21 protein-coding genes are annotated in these 19,846 nt (G+C 64.3%); 17 read left to right on the forward strand and 4 right to left on the reverse strand.

Features of this window, described 5'->3' with window-relative positions; genetic code table 11:
- Positions 1–56 precede the first annotated feature (56 nt).
- From BJ994_RS11390 to BJ994_RS11420, 7 genes are all read left to right on the forward strand, one after another.
- The gene (locus tag BJ994_RS11390) at positions 57–302 is read left to right on the forward strand and encodes a PspC domain-containing protein (RefSeq protein WP_167994225.1); all 246 of its coding nucleotides are present in this window, start codon (positions 57–59) and stop codon (positions 300–302) included.
- 107 nt (positions 303–409) lie between these two features.
- The gene (locus tag BJ994_RS11395) at positions 410–1,384 is read left to right on the forward strand and encodes an ABC transporter ATP-binding protein (RefSeq protein WP_167994227.1); all 975 of its coding nucleotides are present in this window, start codon (positions 410–412) and stop codon (positions 1,382–1,384) included.
- Positions 1,381–2,241, forward strand: coding sequence for an ABC transporter permease (locus BJ994_RS11400; protein WP_167994229.1), 861 nt, complete (start codon positions 1,381–1,383; stop codon positions 2,239–2,241). The genes BJ994_RS11395 and BJ994_RS11400 overlap by 4 nt, the downstream gene beginning before the upstream one ends.
- A gap of 43 nt (positions 2,242–2,284) precedes the next feature.
- On the forward strand, positions 2,285–3,604 hold the full coding sequence (locus BJ994_RS11405) for a sensor histidine kinase (RefSeq protein WP_167994231.1): 1,320 nt from the start codon (positions 2,285–2,287) through the stop codon (positions 3,602–3,604).
- On the forward strand, positions 3,601–4,263 hold the full coding sequence (locus tag BJ994_RS11410) for a response regulator (RefSeq protein ID WP_167994233.1): 663 nt from the start codon (positions 3,601–3,603) through the stop codon (positions 4,261–4,263). Before BJ994_RS11405 ends, BJ994_RS11410 begins: the two co-directional genes overlap by 4 nt.
- Positions 4,264–4,355: 92 nt before the next feature.
- Entirely contained in the window at positions 4,356–5,381 is a 1,026-nt protein-coding gene (locus tag BJ994_RS11415; protein ID WP_167994235.1) for a 6-phosphofructokinase, read from the forward strand.
- Positions 5,382–5,408: 27 nt separating this feature from the next.
- A complete protein-coding gene (locus BJ994_RS11420; RefSeq protein WP_167994237.1) occupies positions 5,409–6,125 on the forward strand; it encodes a GNAT family N-acetyltransferase in 717 nt (238 codons plus the stop codon).
- On the opposite strand, the gene BJ994_RS11425 is transcribed toward BJ994_RS11420, so the two are convergent.
- From BJ994_RS11425 to BJ994_RS11440, 4 genes are all read right to left on the reverse strand, one after another.
- Positions 6,115–6,519, reverse strand: a complete 405-nt coding sequence (locus tag BJ994_RS11425; protein ID WP_167994239.1) for an ankyrin repeat domain-containing protein — start codon at positions 6,517–6,519, stop codon at positions 6,115–6,117. The two genes, BJ994_RS11420 and BJ994_RS11425, sit on opposite strands and share 11 nt — an antisense overlap.
- Positions 6,516–7,601 (reverse strand): CAF17-like 4Fe-4S cluster assembly/insertion protein YgfZ, encoded by a 1,086-nt coding sequence (ygfZ, locus tag BJ994_RS11430; protein WP_167994241.1) that lies wholly within the window; start codon positions 7,599–7,601, stop codon positions 6,516–6,518. Before ygfZ ends, BJ994_RS11425 begins: the two co-directional genes overlap by 4 nt.
- Before the next feature lie 74 nt (positions 7,602–7,675).
- On the reverse strand, positions 7,676–8,275 hold the full coding sequence (locus tag BJ994_RS11435) for a heme-binding beta-barrel domain-containing protein (RefSeq protein WP_167994243.1): 600 nt from the start codon (positions 8,273–8,275) through the stop codon (positions 7,676–7,678).
- 170 nt (positions 8,276–8,445) lie between these two features.
- Positions 8,446–9,177: a hypothetical protein gene (locus BJ994_RS11440; protein WP_167994245.1), complete on the reverse strand. Its 732-nt coding sequence runs from the start codon at positions 9,175–9,177 to the stop codon at positions 8,446–8,448.
- A gap of 201 nt (positions 9,178–9,378) precedes the next feature.
- Here BJ994_RS11440 and BJ994_RS11445 point away from each other — a divergent pair, with 201 nt between their 5' ends.
- From BJ994_RS11445 to asd, 10 genes are all read left to right on the forward strand, one after another.
- Positions 9,379–10,083, forward strand: coding sequence for a winged helix-turn-helix transcriptional regulator (locus tag BJ994_RS11445; RefSeq protein ID WP_167994247.1), 705 nt, complete (start codon positions 9,379–9,381; stop codon positions 10,081–10,083).
- 192 nt (positions 10,084–10,275) lie between these two features.
- Entirely contained in the window at positions 10,276–11,262 is a 987-nt protein-coding gene (mshD, locus tag BJ994_RS11450; protein ID WP_167994249.1) for a mycothiol synthase, read from the forward strand.
- Positions 11,263–11,332: 70 nt separating this feature from the next.
- The gene (locus tag BJ994_RS11455) at positions 11,333–13,558 is read left to right on the forward strand and encodes an RNA degradosome polyphosphate kinase (protein ID WP_167994250.1); all 2,226 of its coding nucleotides are present in this window, start codon (positions 11,333–11,335) and stop codon (positions 13,556–13,558) included.
- Positions 13,559–13,578: 20 nt separating this feature from the next.
- A complete protein-coding gene (locus BJ994_RS11460; RefSeq protein ID WP_425339381.1) occupies positions 13,579–14,523 on the forward strand; it encodes an NUDIX hydrolase in 945 nt (314 codons plus the stop codon).
- A gap of 83 nt (positions 14,524–14,606) precedes the next feature.
- Positions 14,607–16,229 (forward strand): hypothetical protein, encoded by a 1,623-nt coding sequence (locus BJ994_RS11465; protein WP_167994252.1) that lies wholly within the window; start codon positions 14,607–14,609, stop codon positions 16,227–16,229.
- Entirely contained in the window at positions 16,226–16,615 is a 390-nt protein-coding gene (locus BJ994_RS11470; protein ID WP_167994253.1) for a GntR family transcriptional regulator, read from the forward strand. The genes BJ994_RS11465 and BJ994_RS11470 overlap by 4 nt, the downstream gene beginning before the upstream one ends.
- Positions 16,616–16,811: 196 nt before the next feature.
- Positions 16,812–17,573: a thymidylate synthase gene (locus BJ994_RS11475; RefSeq protein WP_209068155.1), complete on the forward strand. Its 762-nt coding sequence runs from the start codon at positions 16,812–16,814 to the stop codon at positions 17,571–17,573.
- A complete protein-coding gene (locus BJ994_RS11480) occupies positions 17,570–18,124 on the forward strand; it encodes a dihydrofolate reductase (protein ID WP_167994254.1) in 555 nt (184 codons plus the stop codon). The genes BJ994_RS11475 and BJ994_RS11480 overlap by 4 nt, the downstream gene beginning before the upstream one ends.
- A gap of 3 nt (positions 18,125–18,127) precedes the next feature.
- Positions 18,128–18,565: a hypothetical protein gene (locus tag BJ994_RS11485; RefSeq protein WP_167994255.1), complete on the forward strand. Its 438-nt coding sequence runs from the start codon at positions 18,128–18,130 to the stop codon at positions 18,563–18,565.
- A 78-nt stretch (positions 18,566–18,643) separates the two neighbouring features.
- Complete coding sequence (gene asd, locus BJ994_RS11490) at positions 18,644–19,798, forward strand: aspartate-semialdehyde dehydrogenase (RefSeq protein WP_167994256.1); 1,155 nt, start codon at positions 18,644–18,646, stop codon at positions 19,796–19,798.
- Positions 19,799–19,846: the final 48 nt, after the last annotated feature.

The following is a 19,846-nucleotide window of genomic DNA, read 5'->3' on the forward strand; positions in this document are numbered from 1 at the left end:
TCCGAGACCCTCGCAAGACCCGTGACAAGCAACCGCCAATACGAAAGCATGGACCCATGAACTCCTTCTTCAACGCCCTCCGCTCCTCACCCATCAAGCGTGCCCCCGGCGGCTGGTTCGGCGGCATTGCCTCCGGTATCGCGCTGAAGTTCGGCTGGCGGGTCGGCTTTGTCCGGCTCGGCGTGCTGCTCAGCTTCCTGCTGCCCTTCATCGGAATCCCGCTCTACATTGTGCTGTGGATCCTGCTGCCCAAGACCGATGGCACCATCGCCCTGGAGCAGCTGGTGGGCAATCGCCGCTAGCGCGTACGCCGAAGACTCTGAAAAGGGCGTGTCCACCAACCGGTGGACACGCCCTTTCAGTCAACAGGCGCTTACGGAACCGCACCCGGCCGCGGCACGCTTGAGTCATGAGAACCACAGCGTTCAACGCATCCCCACATACGGGCGAGGCGGGCATTCCTGTCTCGCCGATCGAAGTCGACAGCCTCACCAAGGAATACCCCACAACCAAGTCAGGCGTACTGCGCGCCGTGAACAACTTGAGCTTCTCAGTCCGGGCGGGCGAAACCTACGCCCTGCTCGGCCCCAACGGCGCCGGGAAGAGCACCACGATCGAAATCCTGGAGGGGCACCGGAAGCCCACATCCGGCCGGGTGAGCGTCCTCGGAACCACCCCGTACAAGGCTGCGCCGTCCTTTCGGGCGAGGATCGGCATTGTCCTGCAGGAGGCAACCGACGCCGGTGAGCTGAGGGTGGCGGAATCCCTGCAGGCCCTGGCCGCCTACTATCCCCGACCCCGCGCCGTGGACGAACTCATCACCGCTGTGGGGCTGGACGGCAAGGATTCTCAGCGCATCAGTACCCTTTCGGGCGGCCAGCGGCGCAGGCTGGACGTTGCCATGGGTCTCATCGGCAACCCCGAGCTGCTCTTCCTCGACGAGCCGACCACCGGGTTCGACCCTGACGCGCGGCGCGCCTTCTGGGAACTGATCCGTGGACTCCGGGCGGAGGGCACCACCATCGTCCTCACCACCCACTACCTCGATGAGGCGGAACAACTCGCGGACCGGCTGGGCATCATCACCGACGGCCGGCTGATCGCCGAGGGTACGCCGGACTCGCTCGGGGGGCCTGAGCTTCGCCGGCCCCGGGTGACCTGGATTGACGACGACGGCGCGCACCCCGGGATCGCCCGCGAGGAGGTCACGGAACGGCCGGCCGAGGTGGTGCACCGTCTCAGCGATGGGGGCAGCCGCGAACCGCGAAACCTCCAGGTCCGTGTGCCGACCCTCGAAGACATCTACCTTGAGCTGCTTAAGCAGCACAAGGAAACCAGCGCCGGGCAGCGCAGCCATGACCACACAGCAGGAGCCACATCATGAGCACTCTTCAGGACGCGCGCGGCCCCAGCGCTTCAACGCCGTGGAAACCGAACGCCCTGGTGCTGGGGTGGCGGCGGACCCTGCTCGAAACAAGGATGTTCTCGCGCGACCCCATGTCGCTCGTGTTCACCCTGTTCTTCCCGCTGATCATGATGGGCCTGTTCAGCACTGTCTTCGGCAGCGAGGCAAGCATGGGTGATCCGGCCAGGCCGGAGTCGCTCCTGACTCCCGCTGAGTATTACCTTCCGGGCATGCTGGCGCTGGGAACCATCCTGAGCGGTTTCCAAAATCTCAGCGGCTACGTGGCAACCGAACGCTTCAACGGATCCATCAAACGGCTGGCCGGGACACCGCTGCCCAGCGTGTCCTACTTCCTCGGCAAGACCGGCGTCACCGCATTCCTGATCCTGACCCAGAGCGCACTCCTCCTCCTCGGTGCGCGGTTCCTGTTCGGCGTAGAGCTTCCAACGACAGTGAGCGCGTGGCTCACCTTCGCCTGGCTGCTGCTGGGTTCGACCGCAGCCTGGTCAGCGGTCGGTATCGTGTTCGCTTGCCTGGCGAAGTCCGGGCAGGGCGCGTCCACCATGTCCGCCGTTCCGCCCCTGCTGCTGTCCTTCATCTCCGGCGTGTACTTCCCCTTCTCCCAGATTCCCGACTGGCTGAGGGCCATCGCGGACCTCACTCCGCTTCGCTGGACTGCCAGTGGAATGCGCTCGGTGTTCTTACCCGCTGGTTGGGAAACCGTGGAGCCCGGCGGTATCTGGAACCTGGGAATGGCTGCAGTGGTGATCGGCGTCTGGCTCGTCGCGGGACTGGTCCTCGCGCGACTGTTTTTCCGCTGGCCCCCGCAGAAGTGACCACGCCGTCCGGTCCGGGCACCCGCCGTCGTACAGTGAACTCATGACCGTTGAACCGGCCCGCAACCCTACGCTGCTGCCTGACAATTCGGTGTGGCTGCGAGGTATGCGCTGGTGGCACGTCGGCTTCTACACGGCCCTGGCATCCGTGGTACTCGTGGTGCTGCTGAGCGTGGAAGGCGGCCCCGTCCGGGCGGCCATGTTCATCGCCATCGCAGTCCTGGCAGGCGCTTACCCGTTTCTGGCCCGGCTGGAGTATCTGGAAACATGGCGTCCGCGGGTGTACGTGGTGCTGCTCATCGCCACTGTCGGGCTTCTGGCCTTCCTGTCCGGCTCGGGCGCGGTCCTGCTCTTCATCGCGTTCCCGCAGGTGTGGATGTTCTCCGGATCGCCCAGGGGAGGACTGATTGCCACAGCTGTGCTGTGCATCGTGGTGGCACTTGGGCAGCTCAGGCTGTTCGGCACCGACCCGCAGAATTTGCAGAGCGTGGCGCTCCAGGCGCTGATCTCCTTCCTTGCCTCAAGCATGCTCGGGCTATGGATCTACAAGATCATCGACCAAAGCGAAGACCGCGGGCAGTTGATCGCACAGCTGGAAGCCGCCCGCGCTGAACTGGCCTATGCACACCAAGAACAGGGAGCCATGGCGGAGCGCGAACGGATGTCCCGGGAGATCCATGACACGCTGGCCCAGGGATTCACCTCGATCATCATGCTCTCCGAAGCGGGCCAGGCCCGTCTGCGCCAGAGAACACCCGAAGCTCCGGCCACGGACCTGGAAACGGACCTTGCTGCGATCGGTGCCACAGCACGGGAGAACCTGCAGGAAGCGAGGGCGCTCATCGCCTCCGCCGGCCCTACCCAGCTCCAGGGCGGCGACTTGCTCGGTGCGCTGAGACGCGTCGGGGAAGCCTCCGCACAGGACGGCCGCGGGGTGCGTATCACCCTGCCGGATAGTTTGCCGCCGCTCGAGTCCGCCCAGCAGATCGCCGTGCTCCGCTGTGCGCAGGAGGCTCTCAGCAATGTCCGCCGCCACAGCGGTGCGGATGTGGTGGAACTGGTTGTTCAAAGCAGTGGCGGCGACCTGGTTCTCACCGTTTCCGACAACGGCGCCGGCTTTGCGGTTGCGGACAGTCCGGGCGGTTATGGCCTGCACTCCATGCGTGCCCGGCTGGCCGAAATCGCCGGGTCACTCGAGCTCCGCTCCGCTCCCGGGCAGGGCACCAGCCTCACCATGACCGTGCCGCTCGCGAAACCAGCCCCCGAGCCCGAGGCACCAGGGCCCGAGGCACCAGGGCCCGAAGCTCCAGGGCCCGAAGCTCCAGGGCAGAAAACTCCAGCACAGGAAGTTCAAACACAATGAACGACGACGCCGTACGGGTCCGCGTCCTCATCGTCGACGACCACCCCATCGTGCGGGCAGGCCTGCGCGCACTCCTGAGCACTGACGGGCGACTGCTGGTGGTGGGCGAAGCCGGGGACGGCAGGGAAGCGGTGTCCTTGAGCGCGGAGTGTGCCCCCGACGTCGTACTCATGGACCTGCGCATGCCGCATCTGGACGGCGCCGGCGCAACGGCCCAACTCCTTGCTGCCGCGCCCGCCGTCAAGGTCCTCGTGCTGACGACGTACGACGGCGACACGGACATTATGCGGGCAGTCGAGTCCGGCGCGGTGGGCTATCTCCTGAAGGACACACCGGGGGAAGCCATCATTGGTGCCGTCCTGGCGGCGGCCCGCGGTGAGACGGTGCTCGCTCCCCCGATTGCCGCGAAGCTGGTTTCCCGGCTGCGTGGGCCGGAACTGCCTGCCCTTTCGCCAAGGGAGGTGGAAGTTCTCCAAGCCGTGGCGCAGGGGCTCAGCAATCCGGAAATTGCGACGAAGCTTTTCATCGCGGAGACAACGGTCAAGACACACCTGCTTCGGACCTTCGCGAAGCTCGACGTCGATGACCGCACACGCGCCGTGGTGGTCGCCATGGAACGGGGCCTGCTTCCTGCCGCGGACCGGCGGAGACATCTTTGAGCGTCGAACGGCCAGTGTGTCTAGAATCATACGGGGCTCAAGGAGGCGCCTGACCAAGTCATCCGTCCACTCTTGATTGGAACTCCCCCTTTATGAAGATCGGCATCCTCACCAGCGGCGGCGATTGCCCCGGCCTCAACGCTGTTATCCGCGGCGCCGTGCTGAACGGCATCAAGTCCCACGACCTCGAGTTCGTTGGGTTCCGCGACGGGTGGAGGGGCGTGGTCGAGGGAGACATCATCGACCTTCCCCGTCACGCGGTTCGCGGAATCTCCAAGCAGGGCGGCACCATCCTCGGTACTTCCCGCACCAACCCCTTCGACGGGAACGGCGGCCCCGAGGCCATCAAGGCAACCCTTCAACGACTGGGAATCGAAGCGATGATCGCCATCGGCGGCGAGGGTACGCTCGCCGCCGCGAAGCGCCTGACTGATGCCGGACTGAAGATTGTGGGCGTGCCGAAGACAGTCGACAACGACCTCGACGCGACTGATTACACCTTCGGCTTCGACACCGCCGTGCAGATCGCCACTGAGGCGATCGACCGACTGAGGACCACCGGTGAGTCGCACAGCCGCTGCATGGTCGCTGAGGTAATGGGCCGACATGTCGGCTGGATCGCTCTTCACGCGGGGATGGCCTCCGGCGCACATGCCATCCTCATCCCCGAGCAGCAGACATCCATTGAGCAGGTGTGTGAATGGGTTACCGACGCCCGTGACCGTGGGCGCGCCCCCCTCGTTGTGGTCGCGGAGGGCTTTGTTCCGGCTCACCTCGAGCAGGCCCACTCCGAGCGCGGCCTCGATACCTTTGGCCGGCCCCGGTTGGGCGGGATCGCTGATCAGCTCGCCCCGGAGATCGAAGCACGCACCGGGATCGAGACGCGGGCCACGATCCTCGGCCACATCCAGCGCGGCGGCGTACCCTCGGCCTTCGACCGGGTGCTCGCCACCCGCCTGGGAATGGCAGCCGTCGACTCCGTAGTGGACGGGCTCTGGGGCACCATGGTGTCTTTGCACGGCACGGAGATTGCCCACGTCGGATTCGAGGCGGCCCTCGGAAACCTGAAGCGTGTACCTCAGCACCGCTACGACGAGGCCGCCATACTGTTCGGCTGACTTTGCTCGTCAGCTAACGTTGCCGGTATGGATTTGGAGCCCGGCACCGTTTCGATCATCCAGCTTGCGTGGTCGCGCCTGTTGAAACTCGACGACGGCGCGTTGGCGCAGGGCGGGGACCGCATTTATCGCGAGGACAACAGTGCGTCGGTGCTCACGTTCGTTTCGCTCTTCGGACAGGAAGCCCTCATTGGACCGTCCTGGGCGGTGGACGCGGCGCGCGGGCTCAGCGGCGTCGAACTCGCACGTCACTCGACGCTGCTCTCGCTGAGCCGCCCGCACGGCGGACGCGCACTCGGCGAGGCTCACCTCTACTTCTGCGACGCGTTGCCGGCCTTCGCCGAAGATGGGCCGCCGGTCAGCAGCGATCCGGAACACAGCATCGCCCTGGAACGGCTCTGCCCGCCCGACGACGTCGCGGAAGTCGGCTTGAGCGCCATGGAGCACAACTGCATCCTGATGGACGAAGACCGGGACCCGGCTGCTCCGCTGGCCGGCGCCGGCTATGACGTTTGGGCGGGCATTCTCGCGCATGTGGGTGTGATTACGGCGCCGGAAGAACGACGGCGCGGCCTGGCACAGTTCGCGGCGTCGGTCGCCGTGGAGGAGGCAATGGCCTCCGGGCTCGTGCCTCAGTGGCGTGCCCGGGCGGACAATGTGGCATCGCAGCGCACGGCGCTGAGCGCGGGATTTGAGTTGGCGGGAAGTCAGACGAGCGTGTTGCTTGAGCCGGTCACCGGCTGAACAGTTCGAGCAGCTCCGACCTTCCGAACATCGTCGCGGCGTCGCGCGCCGAGGGTGTGCCGGCATCAGGATCGGCTCCAGCGTCGACAAGCACCCGGGTGACGTCGCTGTAGCCCTTGAAGACAGCGCCCGCCAGGGGTGTCTGGCCGCGATCGTTCGCCGTGTTGGCATCTGCGCCGCGGGCAAGAAGGTCTTCCACCACTGAGGCGTGCCCGTTATACGCGGCGAGCATCAGCAGGCTGTCCCCCGCCGCGTTGGTCAGGGTGGCGGGAACACCGGCGTCGAGGTACTTGCGCAGTGTCGCGCCATTCCCCTCGCGGGCCGCGTCCATCAGCCGGTGGGCAAGCGCGATCGCCTGCTCAGCGGCCTGATCCTCTGCTCCGTGCCCGGTCATGGTCGCGCACCCCTCAGGAACCCTTTGGCACGCCCCACAACCTGGCCGGCGTCCGGAGCCACGATGATTTCCTGTGCTGCGGCGTAGCGTTCTTCCCCGTCGAGAACCTCCAGTTCGGCTTCGGCGTCGACGCTGCGCTTGATGACGGCAAGGCCCACTGCACCCATCTCGTAGTGCTGGGCGGCCGAGGTCAGTGTACCCACGGTCCGTCCACCGACGACGACGGCGCTGCCCGCGGCTGGCAGCGTGTGCTGGCTCCCGTCGAGCTGCAGGAACACGAGGCGCCGCGGCGGGTGTCCCAGATTATGGACGCGGGCGATGGTTTCCTGGCCCTTGTAGCAACCCTTGGACAGGTGGACCGCCGTGCGCAGGAGGTCCAGTTCATGGGGAATGGTTCGCTCGTCCGTTTCGATGCCGAGCCGTGGGCGCCAGGCCGCAATACGCAATGCTTCGGACGCCATGATGCCTGCTAGCGGAATACCGTGCACAGCATCGGCAAGCTCGGCACGCGGCACGAGGTGTTCGAACCAGGGGCGGTCGGTGCCCGGGTGCGACGGCTCCGCGACGACGCTGTACGCGTAACCGCCCGCGCTGATATACGGCCAGGGGTCGATCCAGGTGATGCGGTCCCCGAATCGCTCAACGGGTTTCACCGCGCCGACGACGGCCCACTGGTCCGAGGCATGTGTCACTTCCACGCGCAGCATGAATTTCATCCGGTTCAGCCAGTCAGCCAGAGGAGCAGCTTCCCATCCCTCCGTGAGTAGCCAGGCGGTTTCGCCGTCGTCGACTATCCGGGGACTGAACTCGATGCGGCCCTGAACGGTGAGCAGGAGGGTCTCGGTGGACTCGCCCGGCTGCAGGTCGAGCAACAGCTGGGAGGACAGCGTATTGAGCCAGCTCAGCCGGTCCGGACCGGACACGGTCACGACGCCGCGGTGGGAGAGATCGACCACCGCTTCACCGCGTGCCAGCGCCCGCTGTTCCCTGAGCGGGTCCCCGTAGTGGGCGGCCACACCGGCGTCGGGCGCGCCCGACTCAACGGCGCCGGGCATGGAAAGGAGCGGACTCAAATAGCTCATATGGGTACCAACGTTCCTTTGAGGCGGCACTATTCCAACGGACTGTGAACCGCTGTGCGGCTGCGTTGCCGCGTTCAGGCGGTTTTCTTCAGGATCGCCGAGGCGTGCGGCTCCAGCGAACTGCCCTCCGCGGCGATATCCCAGCGCCAGAAGAGGTCCCCGTTGACCAGGCCGAGCAGGCGGGTTGCCGCCGAATAGTCTTTTGAATGCTGCCCGCGCATCACGAGGTCCGTGGTGAGCTGAATCTGGGGTCCCTTGATACTGCCGTAGTACAACTCGGCGATGCCGCCAGGGTGGACGATGGTCGCCGTGATGTCGAAGCCGCCCTCCTGATTGCGGAATTGTTCCACTTCATCGGCGCTCTTGAGCGCCGGAACAATGTCCGCAGGAGACAGACCGGGGCCGACGTCGGCGTCGTTCAGTTTTCGGTCCAGCGCCCAGAAACCGGTCTCGACCGACAACGGGCGCAGGGTGTTCCCCTCTTCATCGGTCAGCCAACTCTCGGCCGTGTACTGCACATAGGGCAGACCGTGCTGGGAGAAGCTGGCGCGCTGGAAGAAGTGCTCCGAATCGGCGTTGCCTTCGCCTAGCCTGCCGGAACCTTCCCAGGTGCCCAGTAGCCAGGACAGCGGTACGAGTTCGGGGGTCAGGTCCGTGGGAATCTCAAACGACATGAATCAGCGTGCGTTACTTCTGGCCCTTGTACAGGCGCGTGATGACCAGTGCCGCGAAGCCGGCCATTCCCAGCCCCGCGATGACCAGCAGCGAAATGAAGAAGATTTCCAGCGCAAGAATCGACATGGCTCCATCCTAACGCGCTGCAACTGTTCAACTGCCCCATGTGTCAGCTGAGCAGCAGCCTGTCGAGGAAGTAGACGAGAGAGCCGAGGGCCAGGATGGGCGCGACCCCGACAGAGAGGATTGCGGCCACGTTCAACGGCGCGTCACGGGTGATCAGAAGCCTCCGTGCTGCCATGACCACCGCCCCGCAGACCGCGCCGATGATACCCGCGGCAAGGCCCTCCACATCGGTGAAGATGAGTGCGGCAAGTGGGCCCGCGAGCGCTGCAAGCACAACGCCGAGAGGACCGACTATCCGGTCCGGCCACGGGAGCATGGCAGTTGCAATCGCCATCAGGACACTGATGCCGGTCACGAGGGTGACGCCCGAGGAACCCTCGTTGACGGCCAGCCCCTCCGCGGCGATCCAGCCGGCCCCGAGGGCGATCATGAACAGGCCGGCACTGGCTCCAAGCGTTGATTCAAGACGGTGACTCTGGCCCGTGCCCCGGATGAGCTGGATCAGGAAAACAGCGCCGAGACCCAGTGCAAGGGCAACGGGCAACCACGCCAGCGCGCTGCCGTCAGGGGCAACATAGGCAGTAGCGGAGGCAGCCAGCGCGCTCAGCGCGATCACTGCAGACTGGCTCTTGCGGGCAGGGACACCGAGAACGTACGGCCAGCCGATGGCCGCGATGAGGATCAGGACGCCGACGACGGCGGCGCTCGCCTCGGGCGAGATGTAGGCGGCAGTCACGAGAGCGGCAAGAGCTGCCGCCGCCACGATTCCCGCCATCAACATCCTCACTCCTGCAATACTGCCTTACCGTCGCGCGCCGGGCGAAAAGGGGTTGTGGACGAAACGTTACGGCGTGCGGAGAATCACACCCGGTATAATGGACGGAATCCGCTCGCCGGCCGCCCCAGCACACCGTTGTCGGCATTCGGTTCCGTAGCGTCCGCCCGATGATGCGCGTCCCAAATTTCTGGAGGACATATGCCGCACATCCTGATGCTAACCAACAGCCAGGGCTCCTCCGTGGATGTCCTTCCGGCGCTTGAGCTTCTCAGCCACAAGGTTCACATCCTGCCCGCCGAACCCACGGCACTCCTGGAAACCGAGCCCTGCGACGTCGTCATCATCGACGCCCGAAAAGACCTGGTGGGTGCCCGTTCCCTCACGCAGCTCCTGCGCGCAACCGGGCTCAGCGCACCTCTCATGCTTGTACTCACCGAGGGCGGGATGGCTGCGGTCGCCGCGAACTGGCTCGCCGACGACGTCGTCCTGGACTCCGCCGGCCCGGCCGAGGTGGAGGCGCGCCTGCGCCTGGTGATCGCTAAGGCCAATAGCGCGGCGGAGGAGGTCAGCAGCGAAATCCACGCCTCCGGCGTAGTCATCGATGAGGCGAGTTACACCGCACGGGTGGGCGGTGAGCCGATGAACCTCACCTACAAGGAATTCGAGTTGCTGAAGTACCTCGCCCAGCACCCCGGTAGGGTCTTCACCCGCGACCAGCTGCTCCACGAGGTGTGGGGGTATGACTACTACGGCGGCACCCGCACGGTCGATGTGCACGTGCGGAGGCTGAGGGCCAAGCTCGGAGCTGACCACGAACAGCTGATCGGAACAGTGCGCAACGTCGGCTACCGGTTCACGCTGACGCGGCAGCCGGAGGACTCCACAGTCAACCAGCAGGCCTAAACGAAACGGTTCCCCAACCGCAGAGCGGAAAGGGAACCGGTTAAGTGGAGGACATACGGGTCGAACGTATCGCGGGCGCCCCACTGGCGCATCCCCCTCAACGCTCTCGAAGAGCGCTCAAAAAGCCTACCCCAGCCGAGCCGACCAGTCCAAACCTGCCGAAACAGGTGGCAGGAACATTAGTCTGATGGAATGAGCGCAGCGCAAGGATCCACCTGGCCCATACTGACCATCGACGGCGCACCGCAGGACGGCGTGCTGGAGGACATCATCGGCCTGGCCCGGGCCGCGGAGGACGCGGACGGCAATCCACCCCTGTCCGAGCAGACACTCGTCAACCTGCGGGCCGCACGACAGCATCCCGGCGGCCTTCTGGTCCTCGCCACCTACGCCAGCGACGGCGGGACGGACGACGACGAAGAGCTCGCGGGCGTCGCCGTCGTCAGTTTCCCGCGGGCGGACGGGGAACCGGGAGTCCTGGAACTTGTGGTGCGGCCCACCTACCGCAACCAGGGTGTGGGCGCCAGTCTCGTGCAGGCTTTGAAGGAGCACAGGCTGCCCGAACTTCGTGCCTGGTCCCACGGAAACCACGCCGCCGCCGTCGAACTCGCCGCCCATGCCGGCTTCACCCCGGTACGGGAGCTGTGGCGCATGCGGCAGACCAGGGCGGCGCTGGAAGCGGCGGTGCCCGACGTCGTCGTGCCTGCTGGTGTGCGCCTACGCACGTTCGAGCCGGGCACGGACGAGCGGGCGTGGCTTGAGGCCAATGCCGCTGCGTTTGCTCACCACCCCGAACAGGGTTCCACCACCCTGGAAGACCTCCAGGCCCGCATGGCGGAAGACTGGTTCGATCCGGCCGGGCTGATTCTCGCCATCCGTGAGTCCGATGACCGCCTGCTCGGATTCCACTGGACGAAGGTGCATCCACGCAGCGGCAAGCACCCCGCAATCGGCGAGGTGTACGTGGTGGGTGTGACACCCGAGGCACAAGGGATGGGGCTGGGGAAGGCGCTGACAATTGCGGGTATCGAACACCTGCATTCACTGGGGCTTCAGGCCATCATGCTCTATGTCGACGCCGACAACACCGCGGCCATCGCGCTCTACCGATCGCTCGGCTTCACCCGGTGGGACGTCGACGTAATGTACGCGCCCGGTATTGCGGGTGGCAACTTGTAAGGTTGAGGAGGGCCCTTCACCTGCCGTTCCGGCGGGCCGCAGGGCACATCAGAACCACAAAGGAGGCACTATGGAAGCCGAAACCGCCGCCCGGGTACCGGCACGGTATGGGTCCTCGGAAGTGGCTCCCGCACGGGCAACCCAGGACCGCATCGACATACCGGAGTTCGCACCCAGCCTGCTGCCCGCAGGTGAGATCTCGCCGGACCGCTTCCTGGACCGGGAGATCAGCTGGCTGGACTTTAACGCGCGCGTACTGGATCTCGCCGAGGACCCCGAGCTGGTGCTGCTGGAACGGGTCAATTTCCTCTCGATCTTCGCCTCCAACCTCGACGAATTCTTCATGGTCCGCGTTGCCGGGCTGAAGCGCCGAATCGCGACTGGACTAGCTGTCCCGTCAGCTGCTGGGCTGAGCCCCATTGAGCAACTAGAGACGATCATGGCCGAGGGGCTCGAGCTGCAGCGACGCCACGCAGCGATCTTCGCCGACTCCATCCGGCCCGCGCTGGCTGGGGAGAACATTCACCTAACCACCTGGGACCAGTTGGACAGCGCGGCGAAAACCGAGCTCAACAAGCTCTTCGCCGAGAAGGTCTTTCCTATCCTGACGCCGCTCGCGGTCGATCCGGCGCACCCGTTCCCGTATATCTCGGGGCTCTCGCTGAACCTCGCCGTCGTCGTACGCAATCCGGTGAGTGAAAAGGAACTGTTCGCGCGTGTGAAGGTGCCCGACCAGCTGCCCCGGCTGATCTCGGTCGACGGACCGCGTGCCGGGAACGTTGCGGGCCGGACTGCCCGCTTCATACCGCTGGAGGACGTCATCGCCGTCCACCTCGACCAACTGTTTCCGGGCATGGAAGTGCTGGAGCACCACACTTTCCGCGTCACCCGCAACGAAGACCTGGAAGTGGAGGAGGACGACGCCGAGAACCTCCTCCAGGCGCTTGAAAAGGAACTGCTGCGAAGGCGGTTCGGCCCACCCGTCCGGCTTGAGGTCACTACCGACATCAACCCCAGCATCCGTGCCCTGCTATCCCGCGAACTCGGTGTGGATGAGGCCGAAGTCTATGATCTCCCGGGTCCGCTGGATCTGCGTGGACTCAGCGTCATTTCACGCATCGACCGCGGCGACCTGCACTTCCCGAAGCACGTAGCGCACACCAGCCGTGACCTCAACGAGAGCGAAACATCCAAGGCCGCGAATGTCTTTGCCGCCATGCGGCGCCGGGACATCCTGCTGCACCATCCGTACGATTCATTCTCCACGTCCGTGCAGGCATTCCTTGAGCAGGCCGCGGTGGACCCGAAGGTGCAGGCGATCAAGCAGACCCTGTACCGGACCTCCGGAGACTCCCCCATCGTGGATGCGCTGATCGACGCCGCGGAATCCGGCAAGCAGGTGCTCGCGCTCGTCGAGATCAAGGCGAGGTTCGATGAGCAGGCCAACATCTCCTGGGCCCGGAAGCTGGAGCAGGCCGGTGTCCACGTGGTGTACGGGATTGTCGGCCTGAAGACCCACTGCAAACTTTCCCTCGTGGTGCGCCAGGAGATTGACGGACTTCGCCGCTACTGCCATATCGGAACCGGCAACTACCATCCAAGGACCGCCCGCTACTACGAGGACCTGGGCCTGCTGACTGCCAACGACCAGGTTGGCGAGGACCTCTCCCGGCTGTTCAACCAGCTCTCCGGCTACGCACCCAAGTCCACCTTCGAACGGCTGCTCGTCGCTCCGCGGTCCGTTCGTTCGGGTCTCATTGAGCGCATTGAGCAGGAGATCATCAACTCCCAGGCCGGAATGGACGCACGGGTGACCATCAAGGTCAACTCGATCGTCGACGAGGCGCTCATCGATGCGCTGTACCGTGCCTCCCAGGCCGGCGTCCGTGTCGACGTGATTGTGCGCGGGATCTGCTCCGTGCGACCGGGTGTGCCGGGGCTGAGCGAGAACATCACCGTACGGTCGGTGCTGGGCCGGTTCCTTGAACATTCCCGTATCTTTGCCTTCGCAAACGGAGGTGACCCGGCGGTGTTTATCGGTTCTGCCGACATGATGCACCGCAACCTCGACCGCCGGGTCGAGGCGTTGGTCCAGCTCTCGGCTCCTGAGCACATTGCGTATCTGCTCTCGCTCATGGACCGCTACCTCGATCCGGAGACAGCCAGCTGGCACCTGGGCAGCGACGGCGAATGGATTCGCCACCACAAGGACGACGACGGCGCCCCCCTGAGTGACGTGCAGTCCTGGCTTCTTGCCTCCCGGTCCCGCAGCCGTCTGCGACCCGCGCGCCGGTGAAGACACGACCCGATACAGGCGTGTTGGGGAATGCGACCACCCAGCAGGTCGCCGTCGTCGCCGCCGGTGCAGTATGTTGGCGCAAGGAACAGGGGAAGCTGGAAGTCCTCCTGATCCACCGGCCACGGTACAAGGACTGGTCGCTGCCGAAGGGCAAGATCGACCCGGGCGAGACCACGCCGGAGTGTGCGGTGCGCGAGGTGCGTGAAGAGGTCGGTATCGACATCAAGCTCGGCATACCGCTGCCCTCAATCGAATACCAGGTGGCGTCCGGGCTCAAGGTCGTGCATTATTGGGCTGCCCGCACCGAAGCCGTGAAGGTGAAGCCAGACGGCAAGGAAGTGGACGAATTCCTGTGGTGCTCCCCCGAGCGCGCACTTGAGCTGGTGACCAATCCGTCGGACCGCGAGCCGGTTCAAGCGCTTGTTGCGGCTTTCCAGGAACAGAACCTGGCTACCTGGCCGCTCATTCTGGTGCGACACGCGAAGGCGAAGCCGCGCTCATCGTGGACGCGTGCTGAAGGCGAACGGCCGCTGGCCGCTTCCGGCCGGCGGCAGGCAGTGGCCGTGAGCCGATTGCTTCAGGCATGGGCGCCGGAAAGAGTGGTGAGCAGCCCCTGGGACCGCTGTGTCCAGACCGTCATGCCGTACGTGAAGCGGGCTAACCCGAAGCTGAAGCTTGTAGACGCGATCACCGAGCACAACGCCGCCCGCAAACCGGGCAAGGCTAAAGGCGTGATCGAGAAGCAGTTCGACAAGCGGGTGCCGGTGGCCGTGTGCACCCACCGCCCTGTGCTCCCCCTCGTGCTGGACGTACTGCGGAAGCACATGAGCGTAGAGCTAGCCAATCTGCTACCCACCACCGACCCGTACCTTGCACCGGGCGAGGCGATCATCTGCCATGTGAGCAGCAAGAACCACGGCCACGTGGTTTCGGTCGAGCAGTTCCGTGCCTATGACGACTGACTTTGTATCAATTAGTTGACACATTGATACAAACCGGGTGATGATTGCGTTCCCACCCGCGTCGACTGAACAGGCGGAACTAGATGAATGCGTCACCTATTGCAGTCACAGCGCTTCTCATCGTCTCGTTACTGATTTACCTCTCGCTCCGTGCATTCGCGCTAACGCCAAGAAGCGACCGAACCGGCGTCGAGACGGCCCGCACGCATGCTTTTTGGACCGGTCTCATCGGATATCTCGCCAGTTCGGGGATGGCCTTATACAGCGCGGCAAGCTTTGACGCCGACGTCGCCGGCGCCGACTACTTCCCCCGCATTCTCTTCGCGTTCCTTGTGCCGGCGCTCAGCTTCTCGATGATTCACATCCTGGGTCAGTTCACGTGGCCGAAGCATCGTCGACCGGTCCGGCGTGCCGCTCTGAACGTGCGGCGCATGAGCGACTTTCTGCCGACTCGACTAACTGCTCTTACTGGTCTCGTCTTTGTATTCAGCGTCGTCGTCTGTGTTGCGGTTGTTGCCGTTGAACCGGTGGGGACCGCGTTGATTGAGAATCCGGGCGCTGAATCCTACCTTCAAGCCGGACGGGTGGATGGGGGAACGTACTCCGCAGCTATGGGACTCACACTGGCTGCGTGTGCTCTGGGCGTCGTTTCAGCGCTCCTTGTCATCACGCGCCGCAGGCCCCTGGAGACGCTCAGTGAGGCGAATGACGCCGTCCTGCGCCGAATCAGCGTCAATCGACTGCTCCGCACCGGCGGAATCTTTTTCCTGGCCATAAGCTCGGCAGCCCTCGAGTTTGCGCGATGGCCAGAGTCGGCATGGGGAACCGACTACGAACTTCTTCATAATGTCCTGCGGTTGCTGGCTGTTGCTTGCATATTTGTTTTCGCATTGTGGCGTCCTCCCAGCATGCACTCCGAAGAGCCGGTGACAGTGGAATTGGACTCGTCCGGCTCCGATGAATCACCCACCCGGGAAGTTGCTCACTTTTCAGCGTTGATAGCGGCAACGGTGACGCTGATCGCAAGTACAGTGGCCGTGAATCTCATCCCGGTAGCGGGCGGTGCAACATGGCTCCGGGATCACCTCTTCCCGCCACAGTTCGCTGCCGCCGGGGTCGTCTACTTGCTCTTCAGCACTGTCGCTCGCATCCGGACACAGCCCCAAGGCCGAACCCCGCTGCCCATACGAGGGGCTTCGTCACCGGCCGCCGCAACGGTCGCGACGGGTGGCCTTGGCCTATTGGTTATCGCGCTGGCAGGCGTTCTTGTTTTCGAACCGCGCGCAAATGAATTGCTGCTGGCTATCAATCCCCCGGCCTCGGGATTACCAGCACCCTTCCCCGGGCTGGCACACCTTATGCCGACGGTACTGAGCCTTATTGCCCTCATCGGGGCGCTGTGCTTCTGGCTACGGAGCAGTTCCCAGGTGCGTTTGAACAGCCGCCGGAGCAACCACCAGGCGCTGTGCGTCTTTGGCGCATCCTGCCTTGCGATGACGTCCGCCGTTATCTGGAGCGCCGGGCAGAGGTGGTCGGTCTCTGGAGGCACCACCGCGAACCTCGAGCAATACAGCGAAGCTGTCATGGGCCTAATGAACTTCTGCGTGCCCCTATGGATCGTTGCAGCATTAGCCGCCTTCATCCCGGCGCCGGTCTCCCGCGGGCGACTTGAACAGGAACCGGCCGTCATTCGGGACGCTGCATGAACACCCGCGTCACCATTGACGTTGAATCGGCAACCCCGCCCTATGACCAGATCCGGTCACAGATAGCGTCACTGATCGCCGTCGGGTCTCTGACGCCTGGCATGCGATTGCCAACAGTACGCAATTTGGCTTCGGATCTCGGCGTAGCTCCGGGAACGGTGGGTCGAGCGTACAAAGAACTGGAGACTGCGGGGCTCATCGAAAGCCGCCGCCGCAACGGGACTGTGGTTTCCGCACACGGTGCGGCTCGCTCCGGGAACCCAGACGCCTCAGCCGAGGTGAGCGCCGCCGTCGTACATCTCATCCAGACGGCGCGACGTGCCGGTATGGACAATGACACGCTGCTTCGACTGGTAGAGGCTCATTCAGCCTCCACATCGCACTGACGCTCAGGCCGGGCCCCTCGCCCGATAGCGCCTACCGGGCTCCCAACCTTCGCTTCGCTCAGGTCGGGCCCCTCGCCCGATAGCGCCTACCGGGCTCCCAACCTTCGCTTCGCTCAGGTCGGGCCCCTCGCCCGATAGGCTTAGTCCCGTGACTACCTCGGTTCCCACTCCGTACGAAGATTTGCTCCGCGACGTCATGGCGAACGGAACCCCGAAATCGGATCGCACAGGCACTGGCACCCGTAGCGTGTTCGGCCGCCAACTCCGGTTCGACCTCGCCGAGTCCTTCCCGCTCATCACCACGAAGCGGGTCCACTTCAAATCGGTTGCCCTGGAGCTCCTCTGGTTCCTCCGCGGCGAATCCAACGTTCGATGGCTGCAGGAGCGCGGCGTCCGGATTTGGAACGAATGGGCGGACGACGACGGCGAGCTCGGCCCCGTCTATGGCGTGCAGTGGCGCTCGTGGCCCACACCGGACGGCGGGCACATCGACCAGATCGAACGCCTCATCGAGGGACTGAGGTCCACACCGGACTCACGCCGGCACATCGTCTCCGCATGGAACGTCGCCGAGCTTGAGAACATGGCATTGCCACCCTGCCACGCCTTCTTCCAGTTCTATGTGGCGGACGGAAAGCTCTCCTGCCAGCTATACCAGCGCTCGGCTGATACCTTCCTCGGCGTACCATTCAACATCGCGTCCTACGCACTGCTCACGCTGATGGTCGCGCAGCAGGTGGGACTTGAACCGGGTGAGTTTGTCTGGACCGGCGGCGATGTGCACATCTACGACGACCACCTGGACCAGGTTGCCGAGCAACTCTCACGGGAGCCCTACCCATACCCGACCCTGCGGCTGAACCGTAAGCCGGAAACTATTTTCGACTACACCCTGGAGGATTTCACGGTGGAGAACTACCAGCACCACCCCACGATCAAGGCTCCGATCGCAGTATGAGCGAACTCCTGAATCCGGCGTCGGTTGTCGGGACGCCGGTGATCGGCATGATCTGGGCCCAGACGGTTGACGGCGTTATTGGACTCGACGGCGGAATGCCGTGGCATCTGCCCGAGGACATGGCGCACTTCAAGCGCACCACCGAGGGACATCCCGTGGTCATGGGCCGGCGCACCTGGGAATCTTTCCCGGAGCGCTACCGTCCGCTGCCGGGGCGCACCAACATTGTGGTGAGCAGGCAAACCTTGGACCAGGCCGGCTACCTTGGCGCCGTCGTCGTCGGCTCTTTGGATGAGGCGTTGACTGAAGCCCGCCGCAGCGAGGGGGCAGAGGAGATCTGGGTTATTGGTGGCGGGCAGATCTACGCTGAAGCCGCACAGCTTGCCAATGCCGCGGTGGTGACGGTGATTGAGTCCTCGGCCGACGGCGATACGTACGCGCCGGTCCTGGGTGGATCGTGGAAGCTGCACGGTGTGGATCCCCAGGAAGACTGGAACACATCAGAGAACGGAACACGGTTCCGGATCAGCCTGTGGACGCAGGAAGGTTAGCCCGTGGTTTACGATTCGAAGTCCGCGCGGAGCATGTCAGAGGCCTCCGAGAGGGCCCACCGGGATGCCGCAACTACTGCGGCGCATGAAGAACACATTCAACGCACCGGCGAGAAGCGTATCCTCGTGCGCGCAGTCAATGGTGAGCTGCTCAGTTATACGCCTGACGAGTATGGCGTCAGCCGTACGGGACTCGGCCCCAAGATAAGCACCTGGTGGGGCCATCTGGTGTACGTCCTCGCCATTCTGGTGATCACGATGATCTTTCTGTACCTGCCGATCCATGGGATGTTCGTTGAGCGGGATCCGGAAGCTGGCTGGTTCCTGATCGTGACTGGACTGTTTGTGCTGCTCGGGATTTATGCCACGAGGAACTTTCGCCGCGAATGGCGTGCACACAAACTGCGGAAGGAACGCGGACTCCCCCGGCCCCTCCAGTGAAGCCGGGCGCCGTCGTCGTACTGTGCCTGTGACGTAACCGAAAACGGACGCTTACGCGCCCTCCCCTAGACTTGAATCATGACTTCCGCAGCTCACACGTCCGCGTCCGTGCCCTCCGTCGGTTTGGTCGGATGGCGCGGAATGGTTGGTTCCGTCCTCATGCAGCGCATGCAGGATGAGGGTGACTTCCAGCTCATTGACCCCGTTTTCTTCTCGACCTCCAACGCCGGCGGCGCCGCGCCGTCGTTCGCAGAAGGTGCGGCGCCGCTGCAGGATGCTTACGACGTCGAGACCCTGACCAAGCTGCCGATCATCATTACCGCGCAGGGCGGAGACTACACCGCCGAGGTCTACCCCAAACTGCGCGACGGCGGTTGGGACGGTCTGTGGATCGATGCCTCGTCGAAACTGCGGATGGAAAAGGATTCCATCATTGTGCTGGATCCGGTGAACCGGGACGTCATCGACGCAGGGCTGGCGCGGGGAGTACGCGACTTCATCGGCGGTAACTGCACGGTTTCCTGCATGCTCATGGGCCTCGGCGGGCTGTTCAAGAACGGACTGGTTGAGTGGGGCACATCGATGACCTACCAAGCGGCCTCCGGCGGCGGTGCACGGCACATGCGCGAACTGCTGAACCAGTTCGGCTCCATCCACGGTGCTGTTGCGGATAACCTGGCGGACCCGGCTTCAGCGATCCTCGAGATCGACCGCGGGGTACTCGCCCAGCAGAAGAATCCGGAGATGGACGCATCCCAGTTCGGTGTTCCGCTTGCCGGCTCGGTCATTCCGTGGATCGATGCTGACCTTGGCAACGGCCAGTCGAAAGAGGAGTGGAAGGCCGGCGCCGAAACGAACAAGATCCTCGGTACGGACATCACTGACGGCGCGCGCATTCCATTCGACGGTCTGTGCGTGCGCATCGGTGCCATGCGGTCGCATTCACAGGCACTGACCCTCAAACTGACGCAGGACCTGTCCATCAGTGAGATCGAAACGTTGATCCTCCAGGACAACCCCTGGGCCAAGGTTGTCCCGAACACCAAGGAAGCCTCAATGGCCCAGCTCACGCCCGTTGCGGCCAGCGGCACACTCGACATCCCCGTGGGCCGCATCCGCAAGCTCGAGATGGGCCCCGAGTACATCAGCGCCTTCACCGTTGGCGACCAACTGCTGTGGGGCGCGGCAGAACCACTGCGTCGCATGCTGCTGATCGCCACCGGCAACCTGTAGGTTCATGCGGGTCGTGTGATTCGAATGTACGTTCCCCCGAAAATGTCG

This window comes from Arthrobacter pigmenti (assembly GCF_011927905.1).
Classification (GTDB): Bacteria; Actinomycetota; Actinomycetes; order Actinomycetales; family Micrococcaceae; genus Arthrobacter_D; species Arthrobacter_D pigmenti.

What these genes read in the sequence shown, in the direction of transcription:
- BJ994_RS11475 (WP_209068155.1), top strand. Translation starts at nt 16,812, where the DNA reads ATGGCGAACGGAACCCCGAAATCGGATCGCACAGGCACTGGCACCCGT.
- BJ994_RS11400 (WP_167994229.1), top strand. Translation starts at nt 1,381, where the DNA reads ATGAGCACTCTTCAGGACGCGCGCGGCCCCAGCGCTTCAACGCCGTGG.
- BJ994_RS11415 (WP_167994235.1), top strand. Translation starts at nt 4,356, where the DNA reads ATGAAGATCGGCATCCTCACCAGCGGCGGCGATTGCCCCGGCCTCAAC.
- BJ994_RS11425 (WP_167994239.1), bottom strand. Translation starts at nt 6,519, where the DNA reads ATGACCGGGCACGGAGCAGAGGATCAGGCCGCTGAGCAGGCGATCGCG.
- BJ994_RS11410 (WP_167994233.1), top strand. Translation starts at nt 3,601, where the DNA reads ATGAACGACGACGCCGTACGGGTCCGCGTCCTCATCGTCGACGACCAC.
- BJ994_RS11440 (WP_167994245.1), bottom strand. Translation starts at nt 9,177, where the DNA reads ATGGCGGGAATCGTGGCGGCGGCAGCTCTTGCCGCTCTCGTGACTGCC.
- ygfZ (WP_167994241.1), bottom strand. Translation starts at nt 7,601, where the DNA reads ATGAGCTATTTGAGTCCGCTCCTTTCCATGCCCGGCGCCGTTGAGTCG.
- asd (WP_167994256.1), top strand. Translation starts at nt 18,644, where the DNA reads ATGACTTCCGCAGCTCACACGTCCGCGTCCGTGCCCTCCGTCGGTTTG.
- BJ994_RS11390 (WP_167994225.1), top strand. Translation starts at nt 57, where the DNA reads ATGAACTCCTTCTTCAACGCCCTCCGCTCCTCACCCATCAAGCGTGCC.
- BJ994_RS11435 (WP_167994243.1), bottom strand. Translation starts at nt 8,275, where the DNA reads ATGTCGTTTGAGATTCCCACGGACCTGACCCCCGAACTCGTACCGCTG.
- mshD (WP_167994249.1), top strand. Translation starts at nt 10,276, where the DNA reads ATGAGCGCAGCGCAAGGATCCACCTGGCCCATACTGACCATCGACGGC.
- BJ994_RS11445 (WP_167994247.1), top strand. Translation starts at nt 9,379, where the DNA reads ATGCCGCACATCCTGATGCTAACCAACAGCCAGGGCTCCTCCGTGGAT.
- BJ994_RS11420 (WP_167994237.1), top strand. Translation starts at nt 5,409, where the DNA reads ATGGATTTGGAGCCCGGCACCGTTTCGATCATCCAGCTTGCGTGGTCG.
- BJ994_RS11395 (WP_167994227.1), top strand. Translation starts at nt 410, where the DNA reads ATGAGAACCACAGCGTTCAACGCATCCCCACATACGGGCGAGGCGGGC.
- BJ994_RS11470 (WP_167994253.1), top strand. Translation starts at nt 16,226, where the DNA reads ATGAACACCCGCGTCACCATTGACGTTGAATCGGCAACCCCGCCCTAT.
- BJ994_RS11465 (WP_167994252.1), top strand. Translation starts at nt 14,607, where the DNA reads ATGAATGCGTCACCTATTGCAGTCACAGCGCTTCTCATCGTCTCGTTA.
- BJ994_RS11455 (WP_167994250.1), top strand. Translation starts at nt 11,333, where the DNA reads ATGGAAGCCGAAACCGCCGCCCGGGTACCGGCACGGTATGGGTCCTCG.
- BJ994_RS11405 (WP_167994231.1), top strand. Translation starts at nt 2,285, where the DNA reads ATGACCGTTGAACCGGCCCGCAACCCTACGCTGCTGCCTGACAATTCG.
- BJ994_RS11480 (WP_167994254.1), top strand. Translation starts at nt 17,570, where the DNA reads ATGAGCGAACTCCTGAATCCGGCGTCGGTTGTCGGGACGCCGGTGATC.